The 25,153-nt window shown below is 59.8% G+C and carries 25 protein-coding genes; 7 read left to right on the top strand and 18 right to left on the bottom strand.

Translation table 11 applies throughout. The features are described 5' to 3' along the window. Nucleotides 1–21 precede the first annotated feature (21 nt). From ACTJJ6_RS22465 to ACTJJ6_RS22450, 4 genes are all read right to left on the bottom strand, one after another. The gene (locus ACTJJ6_RS22465) at nucleotides 22–2,262 is read right to left on the bottom strand and encodes a TonB-dependent receptor domain-containing protein (RefSeq protein WP_016926772.1); all 2,241 of its coding nucleotides are present in this window, start codon (nucleotides 2,260–2,262) and stop codon (nucleotides 22–24) included. Between the two features lie 120 nt (nucleotides 2,263–2,382). Beyond that, a complete protein-coding gene (locus ACTJJ6_RS22460) occupies nucleotides 2,383–4,509 on the bottom strand; it encodes a S9 family peptidase (RefSeq protein ID WP_080353556.1) in 2,127 nt (708 codons plus the stop codon). Between the two features lie 54 nt (nucleotides 4,510–4,563). After that, nucleotides 4,564–5,361 (bottom strand): TonB family protein, encoded by a 798-nt coding sequence (locus tag ACTJJ6_RS22455; RefSeq protein ID WP_143778435.1) that lies wholly within the window; start codon nucleotides 5,359–5,361, stop codon nucleotides 4,564–4,566. A 102-nt stretch (nucleotides 5,362–5,463) separates the two neighbouring features. Next, entirely contained in the window at nucleotides 5,464–6,303 is an 840-nt protein-coding gene (locus ACTJJ6_RS22450) for a ChaN family lipoprotein (protein WP_164053732.1), read from the bottom strand. 177 nt (nucleotides 6,304–6,480) lie between these two features. On the opposite strand from ACTJJ6_RS22450, the gene mmuP reads away from it, so the two are divergent. Further along, a complete protein-coding gene (mmuP, locus tag ACTJJ6_RS22445) occupies nucleotides 6,481–7,890 on the top strand; it encodes an S-methylmethionine permease (protein ID WP_440803016.1) in 1,410 nt (469 codons plus the stop codon). Then, complete coding sequence (gene mmuM / locus ACTJJ6_RS22440) at nucleotides 7,880–8,818, top strand: homocysteine S-methyltransferase (RefSeq protein ID WP_440803014.1); 939 nt, start codon at nucleotides 7,880–7,882, stop codon at nucleotides 8,816–8,818. The genes mmuP and mmuM overlap by 11 nt, the downstream gene beginning before the upstream one ends. A 9-nt stretch (nucleotides 8,819–8,827) precedes the next feature. Here mmuM and ACTJJ6_RS22435 read toward each other — a convergent pair whose 3' ends face one another. From ACTJJ6_RS22435 to ACTJJ6_RS22405, 7 genes are all read right to left on the bottom strand, one after another. Then, nucleotides 8,828–9,184 (bottom strand): type II toxin-antitoxin system death-on-curing family toxin, encoded by a 357-nt coding sequence (locus tag ACTJJ6_RS22435; RefSeq protein ID WP_044030725.1) that lies wholly within the window; start codon nucleotides 9,182–9,184, stop codon nucleotides 8,828–8,830. Continuing rightward, a complete protein-coding gene (locus tag ACTJJ6_RS22430; RefSeq protein ID WP_228009741.1) occupies nucleotides 9,181–9,492 on the bottom strand; it encodes a type II toxin-antitoxin system Phd/YefM family antitoxin in 312 nt (103 codons plus the stop codon). Before ACTJJ6_RS22430 ends, ACTJJ6_RS22435 begins: the two co-directional genes overlap by 4 nt. A gap of 7 nt (nucleotides 9,493–9,499) precedes the next feature. Beyond that, nucleotides 9,500–11,779 carry an NADP-dependent oxaloacetate-decarboxylating malate dehydrogenase gene (gene maeB / locus ACTJJ6_RS22425; protein ID WP_016926766.1) on the bottom strand — a complete coding sequence of 760 codons (2,280 nt, stop codon included), beginning with the start codon at nucleotides 11,777–11,779 and terminating at the stop codon, nucleotides 9,500–9,502. A 214-nt stretch (nucleotides 11,780–11,993) separates the two neighbouring features. Beyond that, complete coding sequence (gene lysC / locus ACTJJ6_RS22420) at nucleotides 11,994–12,167, bottom strand: Rz1-like lysis system protein LysC (RefSeq protein ID WP_170913148.1); 174 nt, start codon at nucleotides 12,165–12,167, stop codon at nucleotides 11,994–11,996. Next, nucleotides 12,148–12,531, bottom strand: a complete 384-nt coding sequence (locus ACTJJ6_RS22415) for a DUF2570 family protein (RefSeq protein WP_049299550.1) — start codon at nucleotides 12,529–12,531, stop codon at nucleotides 12,148–12,150. The genes lysC and ACTJJ6_RS22415 overlap by 20 nt, the downstream gene beginning before the upstream one ends. Further along, nucleotides 12,528–12,929, bottom strand: coding sequence for a M15 family metallopeptidase (locus tag ACTJJ6_RS22410; RefSeq protein ID WP_049299551.1), 402 nt, complete (start codon nucleotides 12,927–12,929; stop codon nucleotides 12,528–12,530). Before ACTJJ6_RS22410 ends, ACTJJ6_RS22415 begins: the two co-directional genes overlap by 4 nt. Then, nucleotides 12,919–13,245: a phage holin, lambda family gene (locus tag ACTJJ6_RS22405; RefSeq protein ID WP_004936551.1), complete on the bottom strand. Its 327-nt coding sequence runs from the start codon at nucleotides 13,243–13,245 to the stop codon at nucleotides 12,919–12,921. Before ACTJJ6_RS22405 ends, ACTJJ6_RS22410 begins: the two co-directional genes overlap by 11 nt. A 292-nt stretch (nucleotides 13,246–13,537) precedes the next feature. Here ACTJJ6_RS22405 and ACTJJ6_RS22400 point away from each other — a divergent pair, with 292 nt between their 5' ends. Then, nucleotides 13,538–15,037 (top strand): glycosyl hydrolase family 18 protein, encoded by a 1,500-nt coding sequence (locus tag ACTJJ6_RS22400; RefSeq protein ID WP_164053730.1) that lies wholly within the window; start codon nucleotides 13,538–13,540, stop codon nucleotides 15,035–15,037. Nucleotides 15,038–15,122: 85 nt separating this feature from the next. On the opposite strand, the gene ACTJJ6_RS22395 is transcribed toward ACTJJ6_RS22400, so the two are convergent. Next, nucleotides 15,123–16,064 carry a LysR family transcriptional regulator gene (locus ACTJJ6_RS22395; protein WP_033639688.1) on the bottom strand — a complete coding sequence of 314 codons (942 nt, stop codon included), beginning with the start codon at nucleotides 16,062–16,064 and terminating at the stop codon, nucleotides 15,123–15,125. Nucleotides 16,065–16,468: 404 nt separating this feature from the next. Between ACTJJ6_RS22395 and ACTJJ6_RS22390 the strand changes: the two genes are divergently transcribed. Further along, nucleotides 16,469–17,062, top strand: coding sequence for a lytic polysaccharide monooxygenase (locus ACTJJ6_RS22390; RefSeq protein WP_004936574.1), 594 nt, complete (start codon nucleotides 16,469–16,471; stop codon nucleotides 17,060–17,062). A 66-nt stretch (nucleotides 17,063–17,128) separates the two neighbouring features. Here the strand turns inward: ACTJJ6_RS22390 and ACTJJ6_RS22385 are convergent, their stop codons facing one another. From ACTJJ6_RS22385 to ACTJJ6_RS22360, 6 genes are all read right to left on the bottom strand, one after another. Continuing rightward, nucleotides 17,129–18,091, bottom strand: a complete 963-nt coding sequence (locus ACTJJ6_RS22385; RefSeq protein ID WP_004936575.1) for a sugar-binding transcriptional regulator — start codon at nucleotides 18,089–18,091, stop codon at nucleotides 17,129–17,131. 95 nt (nucleotides 18,092–18,186) lie between these two features. Continuing rightward, nucleotides 18,187–18,843 (bottom strand): dihydroxyacetone kinase subunit DhaL, encoded by a 657-nt coding sequence (dhaL, locus tag ACTJJ6_RS22380; RefSeq protein WP_033639687.1) that lies wholly within the window; start codon nucleotides 18,841–18,843, stop codon nucleotides 18,187–18,189. 3 nt (nucleotides 18,844–18,846) lie between these two features. Next, nucleotides 18,847–19,848 (bottom strand): dihydroxyacetone kinase subunit DhaK, encoded by a 1,002-nt coding sequence (locus tag ACTJJ6_RS22375; protein WP_049299553.1) that lies wholly within the window; start codon nucleotides 19,846–19,848, stop codon nucleotides 18,847–18,849. 29 nt (nucleotides 19,849–19,877) lie between these two features. Further along, nucleotides 19,878–20,648, bottom strand: a complete 771-nt coding sequence (locus tag ACTJJ6_RS22370) for an SDR family oxidoreductase (RefSeq protein WP_440803002.1) — start codon at nucleotides 20,646–20,648, stop codon at nucleotides 19,878–19,880. Between the two features lie 35 nt (nucleotides 20,649–20,683). After that, nucleotides 20,684–21,952, bottom strand: a complete 1,269-nt coding sequence (locus ACTJJ6_RS22365) for an MFS transporter (RefSeq protein WP_004936588.1) — start codon at nucleotides 21,950–21,952, stop codon at nucleotides 20,684–20,686. A 66-nt stretch (nucleotides 21,953–22,018) separates the two neighbouring features. Further along, nucleotides 22,019–23,131, bottom strand: a complete 1,113-nt coding sequence (locus ACTJJ6_RS22360; RefSeq protein ID WP_028127773.1) for an MDR/zinc-dependent alcohol dehydrogenase-like family protein — start codon at nucleotides 23,129–23,131, stop codon at nucleotides 22,019–22,021. Between the two features lie 318 nt (nucleotides 23,132–23,449). On the opposite strand from ACTJJ6_RS22360, the gene rpiB reads away from it, so the two are divergent. The 3 genes from rpiB to ACTJJ6_RS22345 form a co-directional block, all read left to right on the top strand. Continuing rightward, nucleotides 23,450–23,908 (top strand): ribose 5-phosphate isomerase B, encoded by a 459-nt coding sequence (gene rpiB, locus ACTJJ6_RS22355; RefSeq protein WP_004936593.1) that lies wholly within the window; start codon nucleotides 23,450–23,452, stop codon nucleotides 23,906–23,908. Nucleotides 23,909–24,101: 193 nt separating this feature from the next. After that, nucleotides 24,102–25,052 carry a transaldolase gene (gene tal / locus ACTJJ6_RS22350; RefSeq protein ID WP_016926754.1) on the top strand — a complete coding sequence of 317 codons (951 nt, stop codon included), beginning with the start codon at nucleotides 24,102–24,104 and terminating at the stop codon, nucleotides 25,050–25,052. Nucleotides 25,053–25,070: 18 nt separating this feature from the next. Then, the coding region (locus ACTJJ6_RS22345; RefSeq protein WP_134267863.1) for a hypothetical protein at nucleotides 25,071–25,153 on the top strand (83 nt) is incomplete at its 3' end.

Raw genomic sequence — 25,153 nt, 5'->3', positions numbered from 1 at the left:
TGCGCCCTGCTCTGCTGCGGTTTAGAAGCGCAACTCCCCCCCGAAGATATAAGTCCGCCCACGGGCGGTGTTGGTCGGCGTGAAATCTTGTGACTGCGAAGGCAGCGAATTCATCTTGTTCAGCGCGTCCGAGTAGTCCTTGTCCATCAGGTTTTGCACGCTGAGCTTCAGCAGCAGATTGCGATTCACCTGATAGGTGCCGTACAGATCGATAATGGTCGGAATATGCGGCGCCGGCTCCTTCATCAACTGTTCGTTTTCATCGAGAGTGGAATCAGGCGACAGGCGCACCGCTTTGCCGGTGTATTTCACCACCCCGCCCAGCGTCAACGTCTCGTCCAGCAGGCGCACCCCGCTGTCCAGCGTGAAGTAGAATTCCGGCAGTTCGCTGACATCACCCGCGCCGAACACGTTGCTGGCCTGGTTGGTCGGCTGGGAAGTATGCTCCTTGCTTAACGACAGTTTGGTAAACGCGAAACCGGCGTCGTACAGCGCTTCGATCTCCACACCGCGCATTTTGACCGGTTCGGGGGCGTTGCTGTACATGGTCATGCTGACGTTGACGTCCGCGTTATCCCACTCTTCCTGCGTCGCCTGCGAACGGTTGCACTTCTGGCGGTCTTTACACACCAGGTAGGTTTGGCTGGAGATGTAGTTTTTGATCCTGGTTTCGAAATAGACCGCTTTCAGTTGGAAGCTGTCCTGCTTGAACAACAGATCGTGGGCATTGGCGTTGAACCCGCCCTGCCAGGTCTCCGCTTTTTCGCCCTTGAGGAACGGGTTCATCGACTGGCCGCCGCTGTTGGCGAAGAACACCTCCTGGATATTCGGCCCGCGCATCGACTTGCTGTAGCTGACGAACGGCTGCAGCCACGGCGTCACCTGCGCCGACAGCATGACCGACGGGTTGAAGCCGTGTTCGTTACGGTTGATATTGCCGGCGCCCTGCGGGAAGCACTCTACGCGCTCGTCACAGGCCGGCTTATAGCCGGAGAGGCGATAGGCGGTGTAGTTCAGATCGAAATTCCCCTGCCAGATGCCGTAGTTGGCCTGCAGGCCGCTGTACAGGCTGGAGATATCCTGCTTGCCCGACATTCCCACCGGCATGCTTTCCGCCTGATTGTCATCCGTCACCAAACCGGAGGCCTTTTTCTTATACTCGTTGCGCACCAGCTTGCCGCCGTAGCTGAACGCGAAATCGACGTCCTGCAGGCTGAAACGGCTGGTGTTGTTGATATCTAGCGCATCGGAGATGTTTTTCGCCGTGCTGTCGCTGAATCCCGCCATGTTGTCGGACATGAACTTCTGCTCGCCGCGGCTGGTGCTGGCGGTCAGGTTGAAATCGATCAGTTCGGAGAACGGCGCGTAGTGGTATTTAAGGTAGAAATCGTCGCTGTCGATGTGCCGGCGGGTGATTTTATTCTGGTAGCTGCGCGCCGACAGTTCGATGCTGTTGAAGGCATCCGGCTTGATGTCCACCTTGAACAGCTGGGATTTCGGGTTCTGGCGGTAGGTTTTATCGACGTTGAACATCTCGCTGTCGAAACCGGCGCCGTTTTTGTAGTTGGAGGTGATGGAGCTGCCGCTGATCGCCGCCATCGCCCCCAGACTGCCGCCGTCGGCAAAAGCGGCGGTTTTGGCGCCCACGGCGATCATGCCGCTGCGGCCGATGCCGTTATTGCCCACCGAGAATTTGGTGCGCACGCCGAACGGGTTATCGGAAAACACCACATCGTCCACGCCGATGGTGCGGAAGTTGGCGCTGCCCGCCAGGGCGTTCACCCCGTCGGAACCGGTGGCGTTGCCGCGCGCCACGTCGACGCCGACGATAAAGTTAGGATCGATCAGCGCCCCGAACTGGCTGGTGGGCAATCCCCCGTGCGCCGCGTCGCTCGGCGAGTTGCCGTAGTAGTTTTGCGTGATGCCGTCGACCATGGTGTTGACCCGGCCAAAGCCGCTCAGGCCGCGAATATTGACGCTGACCGATCCCTGGCCGGGATCGATCTGGGTATAGGTGCCCGGCATGCTGCGCAGAATGCTGTCCACCGACTCCAGATTTTTGTTTTCGTCGCGCGAGCTGAACGCGCCCGGCCTGGCCAACGCCTCTTTTTCGCTGCTCTTGCCGCCGTCGGCGGCCGAGACGTTGAGCGGGCTGAACGCCACGCTGCCTTTATTATTTTCCGCCTGTTCCTGCGCGGCCGCAGCCGGCCCGTACAGCGCCAGTCCCGCGCCGATCAGGCTCGCTATCATTTTGATTTTCATATATCCCCAGAAATAGCCAATAAGGTTTGATGGCCGACAATGCCCAGCAAAAAGCCCGCCGAAAGCGCGGTAAAAGTTGTTATTGTTTTATTGCGCCGCAGCGTGCCGCGGCGCTGAAGGTTATTTCTGCGCCTGCCGATCCGCCGCCAGAATAAAGGCGTACTCCAGCGCGCCGTTTTCCAGCCGCGCCAGGCGGCCCGATTTGCCGCCGTGGCCGGCGGTCATGTCGGTGGAAAGCAGCAGCAGCGAATCGCCCTGCTTGAAGCGCCGCAGCTTCGCCACCCATTTGGCCGGTTCCCAATACTGCACCTGCGAGTCGTACAAACCACTGGTGACCAGCAGGTTCGGGTAACGCTGCCTGCGCACGTTGTCGTACGGGCTGTAGGACTTCATCAGCGCATAGGCGGCCGGCTGGTGCGGGTTGCCCCACTCCTCGTATTCCCCGGTGGTGAGCGGAATGCTGTCGTCCAGCATGGTGGTCACCACGTCGACGAACGGCACCTGCGCCACCACCGCGTTGTACAGCTGCGGCGCCTGATTGATCACCGCCCCCATCAGCAAGCCGCCGGCGCTGCCGCCCATGGCGTAGATGCGCCCCGGTTGGCCGTAGCCGTCGTTGATCAGCGCTTGGGTAGCGTCGATGAAATCGTTGAAGCTGTTCGGTTTGTGCGTCAGTTTGCCCTGTTTGTACCAGCGCTGCCCCAGCTCGCCGCCGCCGCGCACGTGGATCAGCGCATAGACGAAGCCGCGATCCAACAGGCTGATGCGGTTGGCGCTGAACGCCGGATCCATGCTCATGCCGTAAGCGCCATAGCCATACACCAGCAGCGGGTTATGCCCGTTTTTGAACAGCGATGTGCGGTACACCAGCGAGACCGGCACCTTCACGCCGTCGCGCGCCGCGATCCAAATGCGTTCGCTGTGATACAGGCTGGGATCGACGCCTTTCACTTCCTGTTGCTTGAGCAGGGTGCGCTCGCCCTTGTTCAGATCCCACTCATAGGTGCGGGTCGGCGTGGTCATCGCCGAATAACCGTAGCGCAACCGATCGCTGTCCGGCTCCGGGTTATAGCCCAGCCAGGCCATGTAGCTGGCGTCGTCGAACGGGATGGCGCGCTCGGTTTTGCCGTCCCAGCTGATTTGCCGCAGCTGCACCAGCCCGTTGGCGCGCTCCTGCACCACCAGCCAGTCGCGGAACAGGCTGAAGCTCTCCACCTCGTGCTGCGCCTGCGGCGCGATCAGCGTCTGCCAGGGTTTACCCGCCGCCGCCGTGTGGTACAGGCCGAAGTTCGGGTCCTGATGGTTAGAGCGCAGGTAGAACTCGCCGCGGTAGTGATCGAGATAATACTCGCGGCCGTTCTGCCGGGCGGCGAACAGCTGCGGCTCGCGCTGCGGCTGGTTGGCGTCGATCAGGCGCACTTCGGAGGTGGTGTTGCCGCTGATGGTGAGTATCAGGTAGTCACGCGAAGAAGAACGGCTGAGGCTGAGGTAGAACGCCGGGTCGTTTTCCTGGTACACCAGCTTATCTTCCGCCGGCGGCGTGCCGTACTGATGACGGTAGACCTGATACGGCAGCAGCGTTTGCGGGTGGTTGCGCACGTAGAACAGGGTTTGGTTGTCGTTGGCCCACACCATGTTGCCGGAGGTGTTTTCCAGCGTTTCCGGCGACCAGCGTTCGCTGCCTAACTCGCGCAGGGAGATGCGGTATTGGCGGCGGCCCTGCAGATCTTCGGCCACCGCCAGACGGCGGTTGTCCCGGCTAATGTCCATCGCCCCCAGGCGATAGTAAGCGTGGCCGGCGGCGCGCTGGTTGGCGTCCAGCAGGGTTTGCCACGGCGCGTCGGCGGTGAGCGCCTGGCGCTGATACCGCGCGAACTCTTTACCGGCGGCGTAGCTTTCCTGATAGCGATAACCGTTGAGCTGATACGGCACCGAACGATCGTCAGGACTCATGCGGCCCAGCATCTCCTGATACAGCGTGGCGCGCAGCTTCTGGTACGGCGCCATCATCTGCTCGGTGTAGCGGTTCTCCGCCTTCAGGTAATTCAGTACCTTTTGCTCTTTTCGGCTGTCGTCGCGCAGCCAGTAATAATCGTCGGTACGCGTCTCGCCATGCGCCGTCAGCGCTTTCGGCGCGCGTTCCGCCAACGGCGGCTGCGGTTGCGCCAGCGCGGCGCCGGCGACGCCTAAAGAAAGCCAGAGCGCGGCCGCAATGCGGCGACGCGGGGTGAATAACAGCGGATTCATAATCCCTCACGAAGTTTGAAAAGGCGGACGGCGGCGAGGCGGCGTCTGCAGGCATTAACGGCGGGCGTTCAGCTCCGCCAGATTGAAATCGATCGGCATCGTCACCCTGACGGCCCCCTGCTGCAGCATCTCCGGCGGCGGCGGCGGCAACGGCTGCGCGCGCGATACCACCGCCACCGCTTCCCGATCCAGCGACGCGGTGCCGGAACGCGCCAGCAGGATCACGTTCGATACCCGCCCCTGCGCATCGACGCTGAAACTGACCTGCGGCATGCCGCTGCGCCGGCGGCTGCGGGCATCCAAAGGGTAATCCTTGATGCGGTTCAGCTTGCCTTTCACCAGGCTCTCCCACGACAGCTTGGCCTGCGCGTTGCTGTTGGCGTCGCTGTTGATCGGGGCGGCGGTGTGGTGGGAGAGCGTCTGCGCCTGCGGCGCGGCGGCGCTGGACGCGGCGGCATTGCGCGTCTCTTTGGCCTGTTCCTGCGGCTTCGGCTGCGCTTTTTGCGGGGGACGGTGTTCGGCGCGCTTCTTCTGCGCCGTCACGATTTTCGCTTTATCGGCGCGCGCCAGCTTGGGCAGATCCGGCTGTTGCTGCTGCTCAGCGGGCTGCGCTGCGGCGGACTCCGCCTGCTGCACGCCCAGCGGCAGCGGCTTGCTTTCCGGCGCTTCAATCTGCGCCGCCCAGCTCATCATCACCGCCGGCGGCGGCAGCGCCACCGGCTCCAGCGCCGTCTGCGGCCAATAAAACAGCAGCACCAACGCCGCGTGCGCCGCCAGGGCGAGCAGCAGGCCGCGCGCCCAGCGCGGCTGCGGCAGTTCAAAGGCCGGGAGGGAGTAAGACTGACTTAACATAGGGGCATTAGCTTGCTTAATTGCGAATGATTGCAGATCACATTTACTAATGATAATCATTTGCAACTATAATTAACACCCCTTTTCACTCTCTTAACGTATTCATTTCACTGATGGTGTGATCCACAGGTAGTCTGCGGTGTTCGCATCGACCTGTACGCCCGGTTCCGCCAGCATCAGCACCGTCGGCACCGCCGCCGGTTGCAGATCCCGCACGTGCAGCGGCACCCCCACCGATTTGGCGGCGTGATAACCACCGGCGATCAACAGCGCGGGCGTCGGTGCCGCCAGCAAGCGCTCAGCCATGCGCCGATCGCGCTGCTGCTGGATCGCCAACATCGCATGCAGTTGATCGGCCTCAATCTTGCCGCCGTGCGAAGTGCGGATGGTCTCTTCCAGCGCCTTGCGCACCGCCGGCTGCGCCGATAGCTGCCCCGCCGGGAACTGCGGCTGCTGATAGAACGCCGTAATCTCGCTGCGATCCAGGTTGGCCGACCACAGCGGGTAAGGCGCGCGCATCGCCGCCATCGTCACCCCGCCATACAGCTCCCACTTCCAGCCCGGCTGCCAGGCGATCAGTTCCGCTACGCGGCCGTCACGCACCGTGGGATCGCTCTGCAGCCACTGTTTGACCTTGTCTACCTGCGCCTGCTGGTTCGGGTTGATCATCTCCATCAGCACGCTGCCCTGCGGCCGCCGCTGCGGCAGTTGCTGCACCAGCCATTGCTCAATCTGATGGTGGCAAGGATTGTCATGCTTTTCCCCAACGATCACCCGCGGCTGCTGCGCCAATCGCGTCAACAGCTGCTCCGGCGTCAGGGCCGCGCCGCTGTGCAGATCGGTGATGCTTCCCAAACTCGCGACGTCATTGGCCGGCGCCTTCACCGACGTTTGGCTGCAGGCGCCGAGCGCCAAGGCCGCCAATAAAATCAAATATCTCATCATGTTGCCCCATTATCGAAAATGGCGACATTATAGATAATAATTATCATTTGCATATAGATCCGGCTTAATGATTTTTTTACGCGGCGATCGCCGGTGGCGCATTGCGTTAAAAAGGCATTACGGGTATAACCAATAGCCATTCAGATATTTAGACGTCTATACGGATAGATTATTATGCACGCATCGGCGCCCGCCGCAGGGCAGTTCAAACGCAGCATGAAGGCCCGGCACCTGGTGATGTTGTCGCTGGGCGGCGTGATCGGCACCGGGCTGTTTTTCAACACCGGCTACATCATCTCCACCACCGGCGCGCTCGGCACGCTGCTGGCCTACCTGATCGGCGCGCTGGTGGTGTATCTGGTGATGCTGTGCCTGGGTGAGTTGTCGGTGGCGATGCCGGAAACCGGCGCCTTTCACGTCTATGCTTCGCGCTATCTGGGGCCGGCCACCGGCTATGCCGTCGCCTGGCTGTATTGGCTCACCTGGACGGTGGCGCTCGGCTCCAGCCTGACCGCCGCCGGATTCTGCATGCAGTACTGGTTCCCGCAGTCGCCGGTGTGGCTGTGGTGCCTGCTCTTCTGTGCGGCCATTTTCCTGCTTAACGTGGTGACCACCCGTTTTTTTGCCGAAAGCGAATTCTGGTTTTCGCTGATCAAAGTGGTGACCATTCTGGCGTTCATCATACTGGGCGGTGCCGCCATGTTCGGCCTGCTGCCGATGAAAGACGGCACCCCGGCGCCGTTCCTGCATAACCTGACCGCTTCCGGCTGGCTGCCGCACGGCACGCTGCCGATCCTGATGACCATGGTGGCGGTGAACTTTGCCTTCTCCGGCACGGAGCTGATCGGCATCGCCGCCGGTGAAACCGAGAACCCGGAAAAAGTCGTACCGCTGGCGATCCGCACCACGGTGATCCGCCTGATGCTGTTCTTTATCGGCACGGTCTTCGTGCTGGCGGCGCTGATCCCGATGGATCAGGCGGGGATCGTCAAAAGCCCGTTCGTGCTGGTGTTTGAACGCATCGGTGTGCCTTACGCCGCCGATATCTTCAACTTCGTGATCCTGACCGCCATCCTGTCGGCGGCCAACTCCGGCCTGTACGCCTCGGGGCGCATGCTGTGGTCGCTGGCCCACCAGCGCACCCTGCCGGCCTACTTTGCGCGCGTCAATGCGCGCGGCATTCCGATCAACGCCCTGACCTTCAGCATGCTCGGCGGCGTGCTGGCGCTGTTGACCAGCGTGATCGCGCCGGACACGGTGTTCGTCGCCCTGTCGGCGATCTCCGGCTTTGCGGTAGTGGCGGTGTGGCTGAGCATCTGCGCGGCCCACTATGCTTTCCGCCGCGCCTACCTGCGCAGCGGCCAGCTGATAAGCGGCCTGAAATACCGCGCGCCCGGCTATCCATTGACGCCGATCCTCGGCTTTGCGCTGTGCCTGCTGGCCTGCATCGGGCTGGCGTTCGATCCGGAGCAGCGCATTGCGCTCTACTGCGGGCTGCCGTTCGTCGCCCTGTGCTACCTCACCTATTTCCTGACCCGGCGCGCCGGGCAAAAAAATGCTTTGGGAGAACAACATGTCGGTTAACAACCCCGTCGCCCGCCTGCTGGCCGAACAGTCGACGCTGATCCTGGACGGCGCGCTGGCCACCGAACTGGAAGCGCGCGGCTGCGACCTGACCGATCCGCTGTGGTCGGCCAAGGTGCTGATTGAAAATCCCGAGCTTATCTATCAGGTGCATCTCGATTATTTCAACGCCGGCGCCCAGTGCGCCATCACCGCCAGCTATCAGGCCACACCGCAGGGCTTCTTGCGCCGCGGCCTGGATCAGGATCAGTCGCTGGCGCTGATCGCCAAAAGCGTGCAGCTGGCGCAGCGGGCGCGCCGCGATTATCTGGCCGCACACCCGCAAGCGGCGCCGCTGCTGATCGCCGGCTCGGTGGGCCCGTACGGCGCCTATCTGGCCGACGGCTCGGAATACCGCGGCGACTATCGGCTGGCGCAGGATGACTTCATTGCCTTCCACCGCCCTCGCCTCGCCGCGCTGGCCGCCGCCGGCGTCGATCTGCTGGCCTGCGAAACGCTGCCGTCGTTCGCTGAACTACAGGCGCTGCTGACGCTGTTGCAGGAGTTCCCGACGCTCGGCGCCTGGTTCGCCTTCACCCTGCGCGACAGCCAACACCTCAGCGACGGCACGCCGCTGACGGAGGTCATGTCCGCACTGCGCGGCAACCCGCAGGTGCTGGCGATCGGCATCAACTGCATCGCGCTGGACAAGGTCGCCCCGGCGCTGCGTCAGCTGAGCGCGCTGGCCGACAAACCGCTGCTGGTCTACCCGAACTCCGGGGAGCATTACGATGCGGTGAGCAAAACCTGGCACGCCTGCGGCGGCGAACACGGCAGCCTGGCCGATCAGGCGGTAGAGTGGCGTGCGCTCGGCGCACATTTGATCGGCGGCTGTTGCCGCACCACCCCGCAGGATATCCGCGCCATCGCCGCGCGCTGCAAGGCATGAGAATGGGAGTTACTCGGTTAGCCGGCGCAGTTGCTCCGCGGCTTGTTCAACGTTGAGGCGGCCTTGAGCTGCTTCAACCGTAATTTCGACCAGTTCTGCGTCTTCCCGCAGTGCAATGCCATTAATACCGAGAAATAGCGCCATGCTTTGGAAGGCCGTACGTTTGTTGCCATCAAGAAAAATGTGACCGTGGCTGATGGCGATGAGATAGAGCGCGGCCAACCGGTATACGTCTGTGACGTTCTCGTAGTGGTAAGCATTGAGCACGCGGTTGGCTACAGCCTCAACTTTGCTGCCTTCCTGGCGGCCGTGAGGCACAATTTCAGCATTGAACTCCGCAATATCCTCTGCGGTCAAAAAGATCATCTATTCGCCAGCGCCTTAATCGTATCCGCGTGTTTAGCCTGAATGCGCGCTTTCACTTTGGCTTTGACCAAAACCTCATAGTCGGCCTTACTGATGATGTAAACCTCATCGTGTCCGCGGCGCGTCACTTCCACCGGCTGTTTTTGCGCTTCCAAAAGCACCTCGGCCAAATTGTTTCTCGCCGCCGTATAGCTAATCGTAGTCATTTTCTTTACCTGTACATGTACATATTTGACGATTATTTGTACCACGCCCGCTGGAAATAAAAAAGCCCCCGGCGCCAACGGCACAGGGGGCCAGTCACTCAACCCGGGCTTACAGCGGTTCGGTCTGGGCTTCCACCACCGCCAGCGCCACCATGTTGACGATGCGGCGCACCGAGGCGATCGGCGTCAGGATGTGCACCGGTTTGGCGACCCCCATCAGCACCGGCCCGACGGTCACCCCTTCCGAGCAGGAGACGCGCAGCAGGTTGTAGCTGATGCGCGCCGCTTCCATGTTCGGCATGATCAGCAGGTTGGCCGAGCCTTTCAGCGGGCTGTCCGGCATCAGATCGTGGCGGATGCTCTCCACCAGCGCGGCGTCGCCGTGCATTTCGCCGTCGATCTCCAGCTCCGGCGCCAGCTCGTTCACCAGCTCCAACGTTTTGCGCATCTTGCGCGCCGCCGGGCAGTCAGACGAGCCGAAGCTGGAATGAGACAGCAGCGCCACCTTCGGTTCGATGCCGAAGCGGCGCACGGTTTCCGCCGCCATCAGGGTGATCTCCGCCAGCTGTTCCGGCGTCGGATCGTCGTTGACGTAGGTGTCGGCGATGAAAGTGTTGCCGCTCGGCAGCAGCAACGCGTTCATCGCGCCGGCGACGTGCGCGCCTTCACGGAAGCCGAACACGTTCTTCACCACGTCGTAATGCTCGTGGTAGCTGCCGATGGTGCCGCAGATCATCGCATCCGCTTCGCCGCGATGCAGCATGATGGCGGCGATCAGCGTCGGGTTGCCGATCACCGCGCGGCGCGCCTGCTCTTGCGAAACGCCGCGGCGTTTCATGATCTGGTAGTACTCTCCCCAGTATTCGTTGAAGCGCGGATCCGACTCGTTGTTCACCACTTCGAAATCTTTGCCCGGCGTCAGCTGCAGGCCCAGCTTTTTCAGGCGCATCTCGATCACGCTCGGCCGGCCGACCAGGATCGGGAAGGCCAGCCCCTGCGACACCAGCTCCTGCGTGGCGTGCAGCACGCGCTCTTCCTCGCCTTCCGCCAGCACCACCCGCTTCACCTCTTTGCGCGCCTGCGAGAAGATCGGTTTCATGAACAGGTTGGTTTTGTAGACGAACTCCGCCAGCTTCTCCACATAGGCGTCGAAGTCTTCGATCGGGCGCGTCGCCACGCCGGAATCCATCGCCGCCTTGGCCACCGCCGGCGCGATCTTGACGATCAGGCGCGGATCGAACGGTTTCGGAATGATGTATTCCGGCCCGAAGGAGAGATCCTGATCGTCATACGCGGAAGCCACCACGTCGCTCTGCTCCGCCAGCGCCAGATCGGCGATGGCATGCACGCAGGCCAGCTTCATCTCCTCGTTGATGGTGGTGGCGCCCACGTCCAGCGCGCCGCGGAAAATGAACGGGAAGCACAGGACGTTGTTCACCTGGTTCGGGTAGTCGGAACGGCCGGTACAGATGATGGCGTCCGGGCGCACCGCTTTGGCCAGCGGCGGCAGAATTTCCGGTTCCGGGTTGGCCAGCGCCATGATCAGCGGATCGCGCGCCATGGTTTTCACCATATCCTGCGTCAGGACGCCCGGCCCGGAGCAGCCGAGGAAGATGTCGGCATTCGGGATGGCGTCGCCCAGCGTGCGCTGGCCGTTATCCTCGATGGCGTAGGCGGCTTTGGTTTGTTCCATATTGGCGTCGCGGCCTTTATAGATGACGCCCTTGGAATCGCAGACGGTGATGTTCTGCTGACGCAGCCCCAGCGCCACCAGCAGGTTCAGGCAGGCGATGGAGGCCGCGCCGGCGCCGGACACCACCAGCCGCACGTCGGAGATATTCTTCTTCACCACGCGCAGGCCGTTGAGCACCGCAGCGGTGGTAATGATCGCCGTGCCGTGCTGGTCGTCGTGGAATACCGGGATCTTCATGCGCTCACGCAGTTTCTGTTCGATGTAGAAACACTCCGGCGCCTTGATGTCTTCCAGGTTGATGCCGCCGAAGGTCGGTTCCAGCGCGGCGATAATGTCGATTAACTTGTCAGGGTTATGCTCATCCACTTCGATATCAAATACATCGATACCGGAAAACTTCTTGAACAAAACGCCCTTGCCTTCCATCACCGGCTTACCGGCCAACGCGCCGATATTGCCCAGACCCAGTACCGCCGTGCCGTTGGAAATCACCGCCACCAGATTGCCACGCGCGGTGTATTTGTAGGCCGCCAGCGGATCTTCGGCGATCTCGAGGCAAGGCGCGGCGACGCCCGGCGAATAGGCCAGCGCCAGATCGCGCTGGGTCGCCAACGGTTTGGTAGGGGAAACCTGGATCTTCCCTGGGACAGGAAACTGATGGAAATCAAGGGCACTCTGTTTGAGCTGTTCGTCCATTATGGATTCCTTTGTTTTTTGCTTTTATGTTGAGGTAAGGCTTTGAGGCTGCGCCCTGCCGTGGGCCATGGCGCCCAATTACAATGACAGGGCACAGCCTTGAAGTATAGTGAGAGAAACATCACAAACTTTGAAGCGCGCCATAACCTTGGTCGAAAGAGCGTTTTAAAAGTAAAAAAAGAAGATCTGCGAGACGAGCAGAGAAACGCCGCCGTCAGCGCGGCGGCAGCGTGGCGCGCCAGGCGTTGAGCGTCTCCACTTGGCCGGCGCAAATGTGTAACGAGGTTTGTAACGCCAGGACATAGCTCACCGCATCCCCCCAGGTCTCCCCCTGCAACTGCGGCTGCTCACAGGGAGCGAACACCGACTCAGGGGGCAACAGCGGCACGGCCTGCGGCGTCGGCGGCAGCCGGGCGCAGGAGCTCAAGCACAGCGCCAGGCAGAGGCTGAGCGGCGCAGGGATCGTTTTTAATCGCTTCACGGTATTTCCTCTGATAAGCCTCGTGTTGTTGGCGCAACTGCCGTTCCTGCCGCTGCTGCGCCGCCATCAGCGCGCGATTTTGCGCATCCTGTGTCTGCAAGGTGGCGATAAGCCCCGCCTGCTGCGCCAGGCTTTTTTGCAGTTCCGCCGCCTGTTGCCGCGCGGACGCCAACTGGTGCGACAACAGCGAGCTATAGCCGCCCAGGCAGATGGCCGCCAGCAACAACAGCAGCAAGCCGCCCTGCATCAGTTTTTGCAGCCAGCCGCTCATGCCGGATAGTCCCGGAACGGCAGTTGGAAGTGCGGGCCATCCTTGAGGGTTTTCCACTCGCCGCCCCATTCGACGTTGATGCCGCATTCACGCGCCGCGCGCCGCACCGCCACCGCAATCTGCGCGTAGTAATCCCACTCCCAGGAGGCCACGCCCGCCGGCATCGCCACCACGTCCACCGCGTGCCCGGTCAGGTGGCGGCTGCGCAGCGTTTGGCTGCTGCCGGCGCGCACCATTTCCCGCTGGCGCGCCATGCTGCGCAGCCCCTCGCTGACGGAAAACGGCACCAGCGAATAACGCAGCGCCAGGCGAATAACGCGCACCAGATCCGGGTGCACACCGCGCAGGTTCTCTTCGCTGCGGGCGGTAAAACGAATCTCTTCAATGTCATTTAACATTTTTAAACCCCGTCTTTTTTCCGATGAATTTTTTAATTAAGGCGTTGATGTAATCCGCCCCCATAAAACCAATCAGTACGCTGGCCAAATTCGCCCACTTTAATTCCAGGCCCATCAACGCCAGCGCATCGCGCACCGTCCAGGCCAATAACGCGCACATCGCCGCATTCAATAAACGGCGCCGAATACCCACGTTGCGATAGGCACCGTGTAATAGCGCCATCACGCCGGCCAGAATGGCGTTCAATACCGGCTGAAGATATTCACATACTCGCTGGACTATTAAGCCAACAGCGTCAGGCTCTATGCTGGACATAGCTCATCTCCTTTTTATTTTTAATTAAATGCCAATCACGGCCGGCGGGACATCGGATACTCAGAATCTAGTTAAGGATGCTATTACAAAGCAAATGAATAAATACAGGCCCTATGGTCGAATTCATTCACGCTGAACGTTGGCACAACACATAAAACGCCAATGCATGCGGCAGTTAATAAAAATTCATTCTTATGGTGATTTATTTCGACTTTTATTCTCGATGAAAATAAACATTAATGGCGACGGGGAATATTCCCCCATTGAAAAACATCCACTCTGGAGAAATGCCATGTCCACACGCAAAGCCGTTATTGGGTATTATTTTATTCCGACCAACCAAATCAATAATTACACCGAGACCGATACGTCTGTCGTACCGTTCCCGGTTTCCAACATCACGCCGGCCAAAGCCAAACAGCTGACGCACATTAACTTCTCGTTCCTGGATATCAACAGCAACCTGGAATGCGCCTGGGATCCGGCCACCAACGACGCCAAGGCGCGCGATGTGGTCAACCGTTTAACCGCGCTCAAAGCGCACAACCCCAGCCTGCGCATCATGTTCTCCATCGGCGGCTGGTACTACTCCAACGATCTGGGCGTGTCGCACGCCAACTACGTCAACGCGGTGAAAACCCCGGCGGCGCGCACCACGTTCGCCCAATCCTGCGTGCGCATCATGAAGGATTACGGCTTCGACGGCGTGGACATCGACTGGGAGTATCCGCAGGCGGCGGAAGTGGACGGTTTCATCGCCGCGCTGCAGGAGATCCGCACCTTGCTGAACCAGCAAACCATCGCGGACGGCCGCCAGGCGTTGCCGTATCAGTTGACCATCGCCGGCGCTGGCGGCGCCTTCTTCCTGTCGCGCTATTACAGCAAGCTGGCGCAAATCGTCGCGCCACTCGATTACATCAACCTGATGACCTACGATCTGGCCGGCCCCTGGGAGAAGATCACCAACCACCAGGCGGCGCTGTTCGGCGACGCGGCCGGGCCGACCTTCTACAACGCGCTGCGCGAAGCCAATCTGGGCTGGAGCTGGGAAGAGCTGACCCGCGCCTTCCCCAGCCCGTTCAGCCTGACGGTCGACGCCGCCGTGCAGCAGCACCTGATGATGGAAGGCGTACCGAGCGCCAAAATCGTCATGGGCGTGCCCTTCTACGGCCGCGCCTTCAAGGGCGTCAGCGGCGGCAACGGCGGCCAGTACAGCAGCCACAGCACGCCGGGCGAAGATCCGTATCCGAACGCCGATTACTGGCTGGTGGGCTGCGACGAGTGCGTGCGCGACAAGGATCCACGCATCGCCTCCTATCGCCAGCTGGAGCAGATGCTGCAGGGCAACTACGGCTATCAGCGGTTGTGGAACGATAAGACCAAAACCCCGTATCTGTATCATGCGCAGAACGGGCTGTTTGTTACCTATGACGATGCCGAGAGCTTCAAATACAAAGCGAAGTACATCAAGCAGCAGCAGCTGGGCGGCGTAATGTTCTGGCATTTGGGGCAAGACAACCGCAACGGCGATCTGCTGGCCGCGCTGGATCGCTATTTCAACGCCGCAGACTACGACGACAGCCAGCTGGATATGGGCACCGGCCTGCGATACACCGGCGTCGGCCCCGGCAACCTGCCGATCATGACCGCGCCGGCCTATGTGCCGGGCACCACTTACGCCCAGGGCGCGCTGGTGTCCTATCAAGGCTACGTCTGGCAGACCAAGTGGGGTTACATCACCTCGGCGCCCGGCTCAGACAGCGCCTGGCTGAAGGTGGGCCGCCTGGCGTAAGCCGTAAAAAAACCCCGTAGCCGAATGCTGCGGGGTTTTCATTGAGTTAACCGTTTGATTTTCGCGTCCCTTCGTCTCTATTCCTTCAGTTGTGGCACCATGGATAACCGCCATCCCGCACCACTTCGCGGCCCATCAGGCTGTAGACATCGCTTTTGCGCGTCAGCCGCTCATGCCACCAGTTAAACCCGGCGCCCTTGCTGGCCGGATGCCACGCCAGCCAAATCATTTCGTCCCCCTTTTGCATCTCCACCGGCACCGTCACCAGTTCACCGCTGGCCAGTTCCTTTTCAATCAGCGCAGGCGGCAGAAAAGCGTGGCCGATGCCGCGCTTGAGCAGCGCCAGATTGCTTTCCACATCGCATACCACCAACTGACGCTGCAAGGGCAGCGTGCCGTGATTGCGTTTGGGCAGCTCATGGCTGCTGTCGGCGATCGCGACCACGATGTCGTTCAGCCGCTGCTTCTTGCATACCGGCGTTCTCTGCGCCGCGAACGGGTGGGAAGGCGACACGCACAGCACAAAGTCGAGCTTGCCGAGCATCAGGGTTTTGGCCTGCACGCTGTCGGGGATTTGGCCGATGGCGATGATCAGGTCCGCCCGGTTGTTCTTCAGCGCATCCCAGGTGCCGTTCAACGCTTCCCGCTGCACCGAGATATTGGCGTTCGGGCAATGCTGAATATAGTCGCGGATATCCTGCGTCAGCGTTTCCAGCGGGAAGAAGGTGTCTACCGCCAAGCGGATATTATTGTCCAGCTTGGGAATGTTGCGCACCCGGCTTTCCAGATCCTGCACCGCATTTAATATCCAGCTGCCCTCCTGCAGGAGAAACTCCCCTTCATCCGTCAAGGTAATCATGGGGCCATTACGATGAAAAAGTTTCACGCAGAGTTTGCTTTCAATATTGGAAACCCGATAAGAGATCGCCGAAGGCGTTTTATGCAGCGCCTCCGCCGCCATAGAGAAAGATCCGGTGTTCTTGATGGTGCTGATTATTTTAATCGCGTCCAGGGATAATCTAGTCATACAAATTCCTCTTTAAAATAAAATAAGAAAAATGACACTAAATTCCCAAGGTGGTGGCGCACAAAAATCGATCAAATCAAACAAGGGTACTCAACGCAACAAGCAATATACTTCATAAATGAGAGCGCTATCTTAAATACTATTCATCACTACTTGATATAAATTTCATCATAGCGCCGTGCTTTTACACTGTGACAGTTAAATAAATTCGGCCTAACGATCAAAGATCGTCATCATAATATTTTTCGTTAATAGCCGGTAAAACATTCCAATCTACGGCCAAACCAGAATGGTAAAAATAAAACAAGCCGACAAGAAGGGTTATTTCCAATTGCGTTATTAGTCTCTCATTTTGTCGGTGAAATACGCTCAACTTACAACATAATTTCAGTCAGGAGTGACTTATGAACAAAACTTCCCGTACCCTGCTCTCTCTGGGCCTGCTGAGCGCGGCCATGTTCGGCGTTTCGCAACAGGCGAATGCTCACGGTTATGTCGAATCGCCGGCCAGCCGCGCCTATCAGTGCAAACTGCAGCTCAACACACAGTGCGGCAGCGTGCAGTACGAACCGCAGAGCGTCGAAGGCCTGAAAGGCTTCCCACAGGCCGGCCCGGCTGACGGCCACATCGCCAGCGCCGACAAGTCCACCTTCTTCGAACTGGATCAGCAAACGCCGACGCGCTGGAACAAGCTCAACCTGAAAACCGGCCCGAACTCCTTTACCTGGAAGCTGACCGCCCGTCACAGCACCACCAGCTGGCGCTATTTCATCACCAAGCCGAACTGGGACGCTTCGCAGCCGCTGACCCGCGCTTCCTTTGACCTGACGCCGTTCTGCCAGTTCAACGACGGCGGCGCCATCCCTGCCGCACAGGTCACCCACCAGTGCAACATACCGGCAGATCGCAGCGGTTCGCACGTGATCCTTGCCGTGTGGGACATAGCCGACACCGCCAACGCCTTCTATCAGGCGATCGACGTCAACCTGAGCAAATAATCGGTCAAATGAGGAGATCGTTGAGGGTTCAGCCTGGCGCTGAACCCTTTTTTTTTGCAGGTGCCGCTATTGCGACATGTTGAGGATAGTGCGCACATTGAGCGCGCTGGTGGCGATAATGTCGATGGCGCCGGTGCGCAAAGCGCCCAAAATCGCCAACGCCTTGGTATTCTCGGAAGCAATGGCGATCACGCAAGGGATTTTGCGCAGCTCATCAATGCTCAGCCCGATCACTCTGTCATTCATCACCGTGTCGACATGCTGCCCCTGAGCATTGAAAAAGTCATAGCCGGCGATGTCGCCGATCACGCCCTGATTAAGGCTGGCGTCGATAATCTCGTGCGGCGTAAACCACCCCAATTTCACCATATAGCTGTTTTCATTCATGTCGCCAATACCGACTAACGCCACATCGGCCTTACGCGCGCGGTCCAGCGTTTCCTTGATCGTGCCGTTCTGCATGAAGGCGTCTTTCAGCGCGCGATTTTCGACGTAGGCCGGCGCGTAAAGCGTCTCGCTGCTGCCGCCGAACTTCTTCGCCAAGCGCCGACTGATATGGTCGGCGTTGATCGCATCGCCCGGACGGTGGGTGCCGCCGATGCCGCAGATGAACTTGCAGTTGCGTTCCGTCACGCTGCCGACGTGATCGGCGATCGCCGCCACGTTGCGTCCCTGGCCGACCGCCAACACCATATCGTCTTTCAGCGACATCGCCAGATAGTTGGACACCAGCGCCGCCACCTGCCGACGCTGTTCCTCTTCGTCCTGATGGTCGAGCGCGATCAACGCGCGGCTGATGGGAAAACGTTCCATCATCTGCTGTTCCAGCCGGGTGCTGAATACCGGGTGATAACGCACGTTGATCTCGACGATGCCTTCTTCCTTGGCGCGCTTGAGCAAACGACCGACTTTGATCCGTGAGATGCCGAATTTTTTGGCGATCTCTTCCTGCGTGATCTCATCCTGATAATAAGCAACGGCGATTTCGGTCAGCAGTTCGTTATCCTGGGACACAGTTTGTTTTTCCATCCGTTAGACGTTTCCCCACGGCAGGCCGGTTGATGATGGCGGAGGGACGATACACGCCCCTCCGACAAGGCTGAATGCCCGCTAGTATAACGCGTTCAAGCGGCAACGGTATTCAGTCGTTGTTCCACCTCGTCCGCCAATCGGGTCAAGAGCAGGCAGCAAGATACCGCGCCGGCGTCCAGTACGCCGCGCGAACGCTCGCCCAGACGGCTGGCGCGGCCGATTTTCGCCACCAGCTCGCGCGTGGAATCGCGCCCGCGTTCCGCGGCGATCCTCATCTTTTCCAGCGCTGCGGCGAAGTCGTCACCGCGCCCGGCCGCCTGCTCAAACGCCGCCACCGCCGGTATCAGCGTATCCATCAGACACTTGTCGCCCACGCCCGCGCTGCTGATGTCCTGCAGTTCGCTCAATCCGCCGTGCAACATCGCCAAAAATGCCTGCTTATCCAGCACGCTGCGCTCACGGACGCTCTCCGCCATGCCCATGAACAGGCTGCCGTACAGCGGCCCCATCGAACCGCCGATGCCCTCCATCAGCGCATCCGATACCGCATCGAACGCCTGCGCCAGCGTGAGCTCGCGGCCGCGAATGGCATCGCCGCACATCGCGAATCCCTTCGACATATTAATGCCATGGTCACCGTCGCCGATGGCGCCGTCGATTTCGCTCAGGTATTCGCGGTTGCTGACAATGGTTTCTATCAGCCCCGTAACGATCTCACTGCCGTACCGGGTTGAAATTTGTTCCGTCATGATTCACTCCACCTGGGTTAAGCCTAAAGATTGCGCCGGCATGTCCAGCAGCGTTTTCAGTTCGTCATCCAGCGTCATCAGCGTCAGCGTCACGCCCATCATTTCCAGCGACGTGAAGTAATTGCCGACGTAGCGCCGATGCACCCGCACGCCTTTCGCCGTCAACCGGCGCTCTATTTCGGCATAATAGATATACAGCTCCATCACCGGCGTGGCGCCAAGCCCGGAGATCAGCAACGCCACCTCCTGGCCTTGTTCCAACGGCATATCGTTGAGCACAAAATCGAGCATGGTGCCGGCCATCGCCGACGCCGACTGGATCGGCGATACCTCAATGCCCGGTTCGCCGTGATGGCCGATGCCGATCTCCATCTTGCCGTCTTCGATATGAAAATTGGGTTTGCCGACCGCGGGAATGGTGCAGGAACTGAGGCCGACGCCGATCGAACGACACCGGTCGATGGCTTTTTGCGCCGCGCCGATCACGCCGTCCAGATCGTATCCCTTGGCCGCCGCCGCCGCGCCGACCTTCCACATCAGAATTTCGCCGGCCACGCCGCGTCGCTTATCCCTCTCACTGGCCGGCGCCGAGGCGACGTCATCGTTGGCCACCACGGTTTTCACCCGTATGCCGGCCGCCGTCGCCTTCTTGATCGCCATCTTGACGTTCATGTTGTCGCCGGCGTAGTTGCCGTACAGGCAAGCGACACCCGCACCGCTGTCCGCCGCCTTGAAGGCGTCGAGAAAAGCCCCCGCCGTAGGCGATGAAAAAATCTCGCCAATCGCGACGGCATCCAGCATGTTTTTGCCGACATAGCCCAGGAACGCCGGCTCATGGCCGGAGCCGCCGCCGGTGACGATGCCCACTTTGCCGGCGATCGGCGCAGGCGGATATTTCAACACCCGCGCATTGTCGGTGGTGGCGTAATAGTTCGGGTGGGCCAGCCTGTAGCCCTGGATGGCGTCTTCCACTACGTGATCGGGATCGTTAATGATTCTGTTCATCGCGGCCTCTCTGTCGCCTGAATAAGAAATTATTGAATGGTGTAACCGCCGTCGACCACCAGGTTGGCGCCGGTGATCATCGCCGCCGCGTCACCGGCCAAAAACAGGGCGCTGGCGGCGATATCTTGCGGCTCAGCAAAGCGCCGCAGCGGAATTTTCTGCTTCATCTGCTCAGCCACCTCGCCAGACCAGGCCTTACGGCCCAGCTCCGTCAAAACCACGGTGGGTGAAATGGCGTTGACCCGCACGTTGTGTGGTCCCCACTCCAGCGCCAGCACCTGGGTCAACCCGATAACGCCCGCTTTGCTGGCGCAATAGGCCAGGTGATTAGGCAAAGCCACCACCCCGGCCTGCGAGGCGAGATTGATGATGCTGCCGCCGCGCTGACTAATGAAACGGCGCCCTACCGCCTGGCAGGTAAGAAACACGCCTTTCAGATTGACCGCCAGGGTTGCATCCCACGCCGTTTCCGGCAGCTCCTCGGCCGGATGCAGCGCGACGATGCCGGCGCTGTTGACCAGCACGTCCAGCCGCCCGAAATGCGCCTCAATCTGCGCCACCGCCCGCTCCACCGACGCGGCATCGGTGACGTCGGCCACGACGCCCAACGCCGTCTCGGCGTCCAGCTGTCGCGCCACTTCCGCAACCTGCGGCGCCCGATCGAGCAGCGCCACGCGCGCGCCGTTTTGCAGATAGCGTTCGGCAATCGCGAGACCGATCCCTGCAGCGCCGCCGGTAATCAGCGCCACCTTGCCCTGCAGCGAGAGCTCGCGCGGCGCCGTAGTTTGATGATTAATCATAAATTTCCCCTTAAAACTGTGAACTTCACGATCGGTCAGGATATTTTCGCCAAACTCGCGCCGCGTTCCTCCTGCGCCGTCGCGCTTTCTTTCGGCAGCGTGACAAATTTCATCAGCACGCCGCTGAACAGGTACAAGCCGGTAAAGATCCAGATCACGCCAACGGTGCCGAGACTGCCGATAAACAGCCCCACCACCGCCGGGCCGACGAAGGTGCTCAGGCCGGCGCCCAGATTGAGAATCGACATCGCCGCGCCCTTATTATCCGGCGCCAGCGACGGCATGATGGCCGACAACGGCACAAACGCCGCCAGACAGGCGCCGAACAACCCGGCGGCGCACACGGTCAGCAGATAATTGGCGCCGAAGAATTGCGGCACGTAGTAGAACATCAGCGTGGTCAAGGCGCAGCCGACGCAACCAAACCACATCACCACATTGCGCCAGCCGAGCCCGTCGCTGATCACGCCGAAAATCAGGTTGAAAATGATGTTGACCGTCCACAGCGCGGCGTACATCTGCAACCAATGCGTGCGGGTGAACCCCATATCCATCATGTACATGGGCATGAATACGACGAAGCCGTAAGCCGCAGAGGTATTAATGGTGCGCACGATGCCGCCCAGGCCAATCTTCGGGTTTTCAAACGCGATGGTGATGCCCTTCAAGACGTAACCCAGCGACGCTTTTTCCCGGTTGCCGCTCTGTGCCGCGCCGTCGTCGCGATTGAGCATCAGCGCAATCACCGCGCCCAGCACGACGAAAATCAGCGCGCTCCACAGCGTGTGGATCTCGCCGAGATAAGGCAGCATGATGCTGGAATACAGCACGCCCAGCACGCTGAGCCCGCCGCTGTAGACGAACCAGAAAATCCCCACCGCCGACCCCAGCCTTTCCGGCGGCGCCTCATACGCCACCCACACCAGAAAACCGTAGGCAAATAGCGGATAGCCCAGGCCGCGCAGCGCATAGGTCGGCACCATGATCGCCAGGTTGTTGCTCGGCAGGCCGAACGTCAAAAAACACACCGAACCGAATAGAAAAAGCAGCAGGCCGGCCAACATCACCCGCCGGGCGGTAAAGATTTCCGCCAGCACGCCGGAAAACCAGGCGGCGATCGCGGCCGCAAAGCCATAAACGCTGAACAGCAGCGCCGATTCCTGAATGCTAAGCCCTTTGCCAATCAAATAAGGCGACAGCCATCCTTGTTCCAGCCCTTCGCCCATCATGAACACCAACACGCCGGCATAGCCCAGCAGCAGTTTCGGTGACAGACCAATGCGATGAATCAGTCCATGCAACATAGAACACCCCAGCACATGTGATTATGGAGGCGCAGGCTCGCCCGCACCCGAGGAACGACGCAGGTTTCAGAGGTTTGGATTAAGCACCACTTTGATTGAACCGATGCCGCGCTTCATCAGCTCGAAACCTTCGGCGAACTGTTCCAGCGGCAACGTATGCGTCACCACGCCTTCGGTCGGCAGATCGCCATTGGCGATGCCTTCGATCACCAGCGGGTAGCAGTAAGGGCCGAGGTGCGAACCGAGCACGTCCAGCTCCTTGCGGTCGCTGATGATGCTCCAATCGACGGTCACCGGATCCTTGAACACGGAAAATTCGACGAAGGTGCCGAGCTTGCGGATCAGCGTCAGGCCCTGTTCCACGGACTTCTGTGCGCCGGTCGCCTCGATGTAGATGTCGCAGCCGTAGCCGTCGGTCATCGCTTTAACCGCGGCGGGCACGTCGTCACGGGTGGGATTCAGCGTCACATCCGCGCCGAAGCGCTTCGCCAAGGCCAGACGTTCGTCGGACAGATCCAGCACCACCAGCTTCGAAGGCCCGGACTTTTTGATCGCCCCGATCATGCCCAGCCCCAGGGTGCCGGCGCCGGCCAACACCACCACATCGCCCAGTTTGATATTGGCGCGTTGCACCGCATGGAAGGAGCAAGCATAGGGTTCGATCAGAATGGCTTTTTCGATCGGCAGGTCGGCCGGCACATGGTAGTTAATCGCCTCTTTGGTGAACTTCATGTACTCGGCCATGCCGCCGTTAACGTTTTTCTGGAAACCGTACAGGTCATGCTTTTCGCACATCCAATACTGACCGCGGTTGCAGAAGCGGCATTGCCAGCAGGGAACGATTTGTTCTGATATCACGCGATCGCCGAGATTGAAGCCCTCGACGCCTTCGCCGTACCCCACGACATGGCCGATAAATTCATGGCCGGGGATCATCGGCGCCTTGATGTATGCCGGTTGTTTTTCATCGCCCCAGAAGCTGGGCGCCCCTTCGAACGCTTTAACATCACCGGCGCAGATGCCGCAGGCCTCGATCTTCACCAGGATCTCTTTCGGGCCGATCTTCGGTACCGGCACCTGTTCCAGGCGGTAATCTTTCGGGGCGTACGCCACAACCGCCTTCATGATCTCGGGGATACCGGCCGCCATTTTCGCCTCTGTTATGCAGGTCTGACACATAGCACTCTCCTCTGGTAGGGGAACTTATTTTGATCATTAATACAAACAAAGAACAAATGAACACTAACGCCGCGCGTTCAATTTGCCCACAGTGAACTTATCAAAGTGTGATATCGCTCAAAAACCCGTCTCAACTAGGGTAAACAACGATTGAAAGCCCTTTTTTAGTGACTGATATCACCTTTTACAGTGGCAAACTGAAAAATCCAGCAAAAAACAAAAGAACATCAATTGAACATTTGATTAAACAGGGATACGGTAATGAACGTGGCGCCACCGAGGATCGCCACCCTTTTCGTTACCAATCAGGAGACCGCTATGCTGCCTATCGCCATCGGCGCCGATGATGCCGCCATTGAACTGAAGGATCTGATCGTTGCCCACCTGCAACAACGGGACATCCCCGTCATTGACTACACGACGGATCGCGCCGCAGAAACGGGGATCTATCCCGATATCGCCTATCGCGTCGCGCAGGCGATACGGGAGGAAAAACATCGGCGGGGCATCCTGCTGTGCGGCACCGGCATCGGTATGAGCATCGTGGCCAATAAAGTGCCCGGCATTCGTGCGGCGCAATGTCACGATACCTACTCCGCCCAACGGGCGCGCAAAAGCAATGATGCTCAGATCATCACGCTGGGCGCGCGGGTCATCGGTGCCGAACTGGCGAAAACCATCGTCGATGCCTGGCTGGAATCGGAGTTTGAAGGGGGAGGATCGGCGCCGAAAGTCGAGCGAATCGGCTATTACGAAAACGCGGCCGGACGGCGTTAAACCGCCTGCAGTCTCGATGGCGGTCGCGCGCAAGCCGCGCTCCGCCTGGGTTTATTCGGCATTCATTGTTATTATCCATCGCAACAATCAGAAAAAGCGCATTTTCATTCTCGATCCGATGATGCAGTGTGTTCCCCCTATGATGAAAAAGGTTCTCATTTCCCTACATTGAGCTTGGTCAAGGAGCTTATCAATGAATCAATTAGACGCACTCAAGCAGCTGACCACGGTGGTCGCCGACAGCGGCGATATCGAATCCATCCGCCAGTTCGAACCCCAGGACGCCACCACCAACCCTTCGCTGATCCTGAAAGCCGCCGCGCTGCCGCAGTACAAAGCGCTGATCACCGAAGCGCTGGAGTATGCCCGCCGCCAGGGCGGCAGCAAGGAAACCCAGCTGATCAACGCCAGCGATAAACTGGCGGTCAACATCGGCGTCGAGATCCTCAAAAGCGTGCCGGGCCGCATCTCCACCGAAGTGGACGCCCGCCTGTCGTTCGATCGCGGCATGTGCGTCGCCAAAGCGCGCAAACTGATCGGCATGTATCAGGAACAGGGCATCGACAAATCGCGCATCCTGATCAAACTGGCTTCCACCTGGGAAGGCATCAAAGCCGCCGAAGAGCTGGAAAAAGAAGGCATCAACACCAACCTGACGCTGCTGTTCTCCTTCGCCCAGGCCCGCGCCTGCGCCGAAGCCGGCGTGTATCTGATCTCGCCGTTCGTCGGCCGCATCTATGACTGGTATCAGGCCAAACAGCCTGCCGCCGACTACGACGCCGATCAGGATCCGGGCGTGAAATCGGTGCGCACCATCTATGAATACTACAAGCGTCATCGTTACCAGACGGTGATCATGGGCGCCAGCTTCCGCAAGGTTGAGCAAATCCTGGCGCTGGCCGGCTGCGATCGCCTGACCATCGCGCCAAACCTGCTGGAACAGCTGAAAAACAGCGAGCAGCCGGTCGAACGCAAGCTGACCCCGTCTACCGAAGGCTTCCACCAACCGGCTCCGCTGGCCGAAGCGGAGTTCCGCTGGCTGCATAATCAGGATGCCATGGCGGTGGAGAAACTCGCCGAAGGCATTCGCCTGTTCGCCGTCGACCAGCAGAAGCTGGAAGACATGTTGGCCGCTCAACTGTAATCGCACTGGAGTTTCGTTATGTCTTCTCGTAAAGAGCTTGCCAACGCCATCCGCGCACTCAGCATGGACGCCGTACAAAAAGCAAATTCCGGCCACCCGGG

Source organism: Serratia sp. 22278 (genome assembly GCF_052045405.1).
Classification (GTDB): Bacteria; Pseudomonadota; Gammaproteobacteria; order Enterobacterales; family Enterobacteriaceae; genus Serratia; species Serratia marcescens.
The sequence above is the reverse complement of the archived record's forward strand: the minus strand, read 5'-3'. Positions and strand labels throughout refer to the sequence as shown.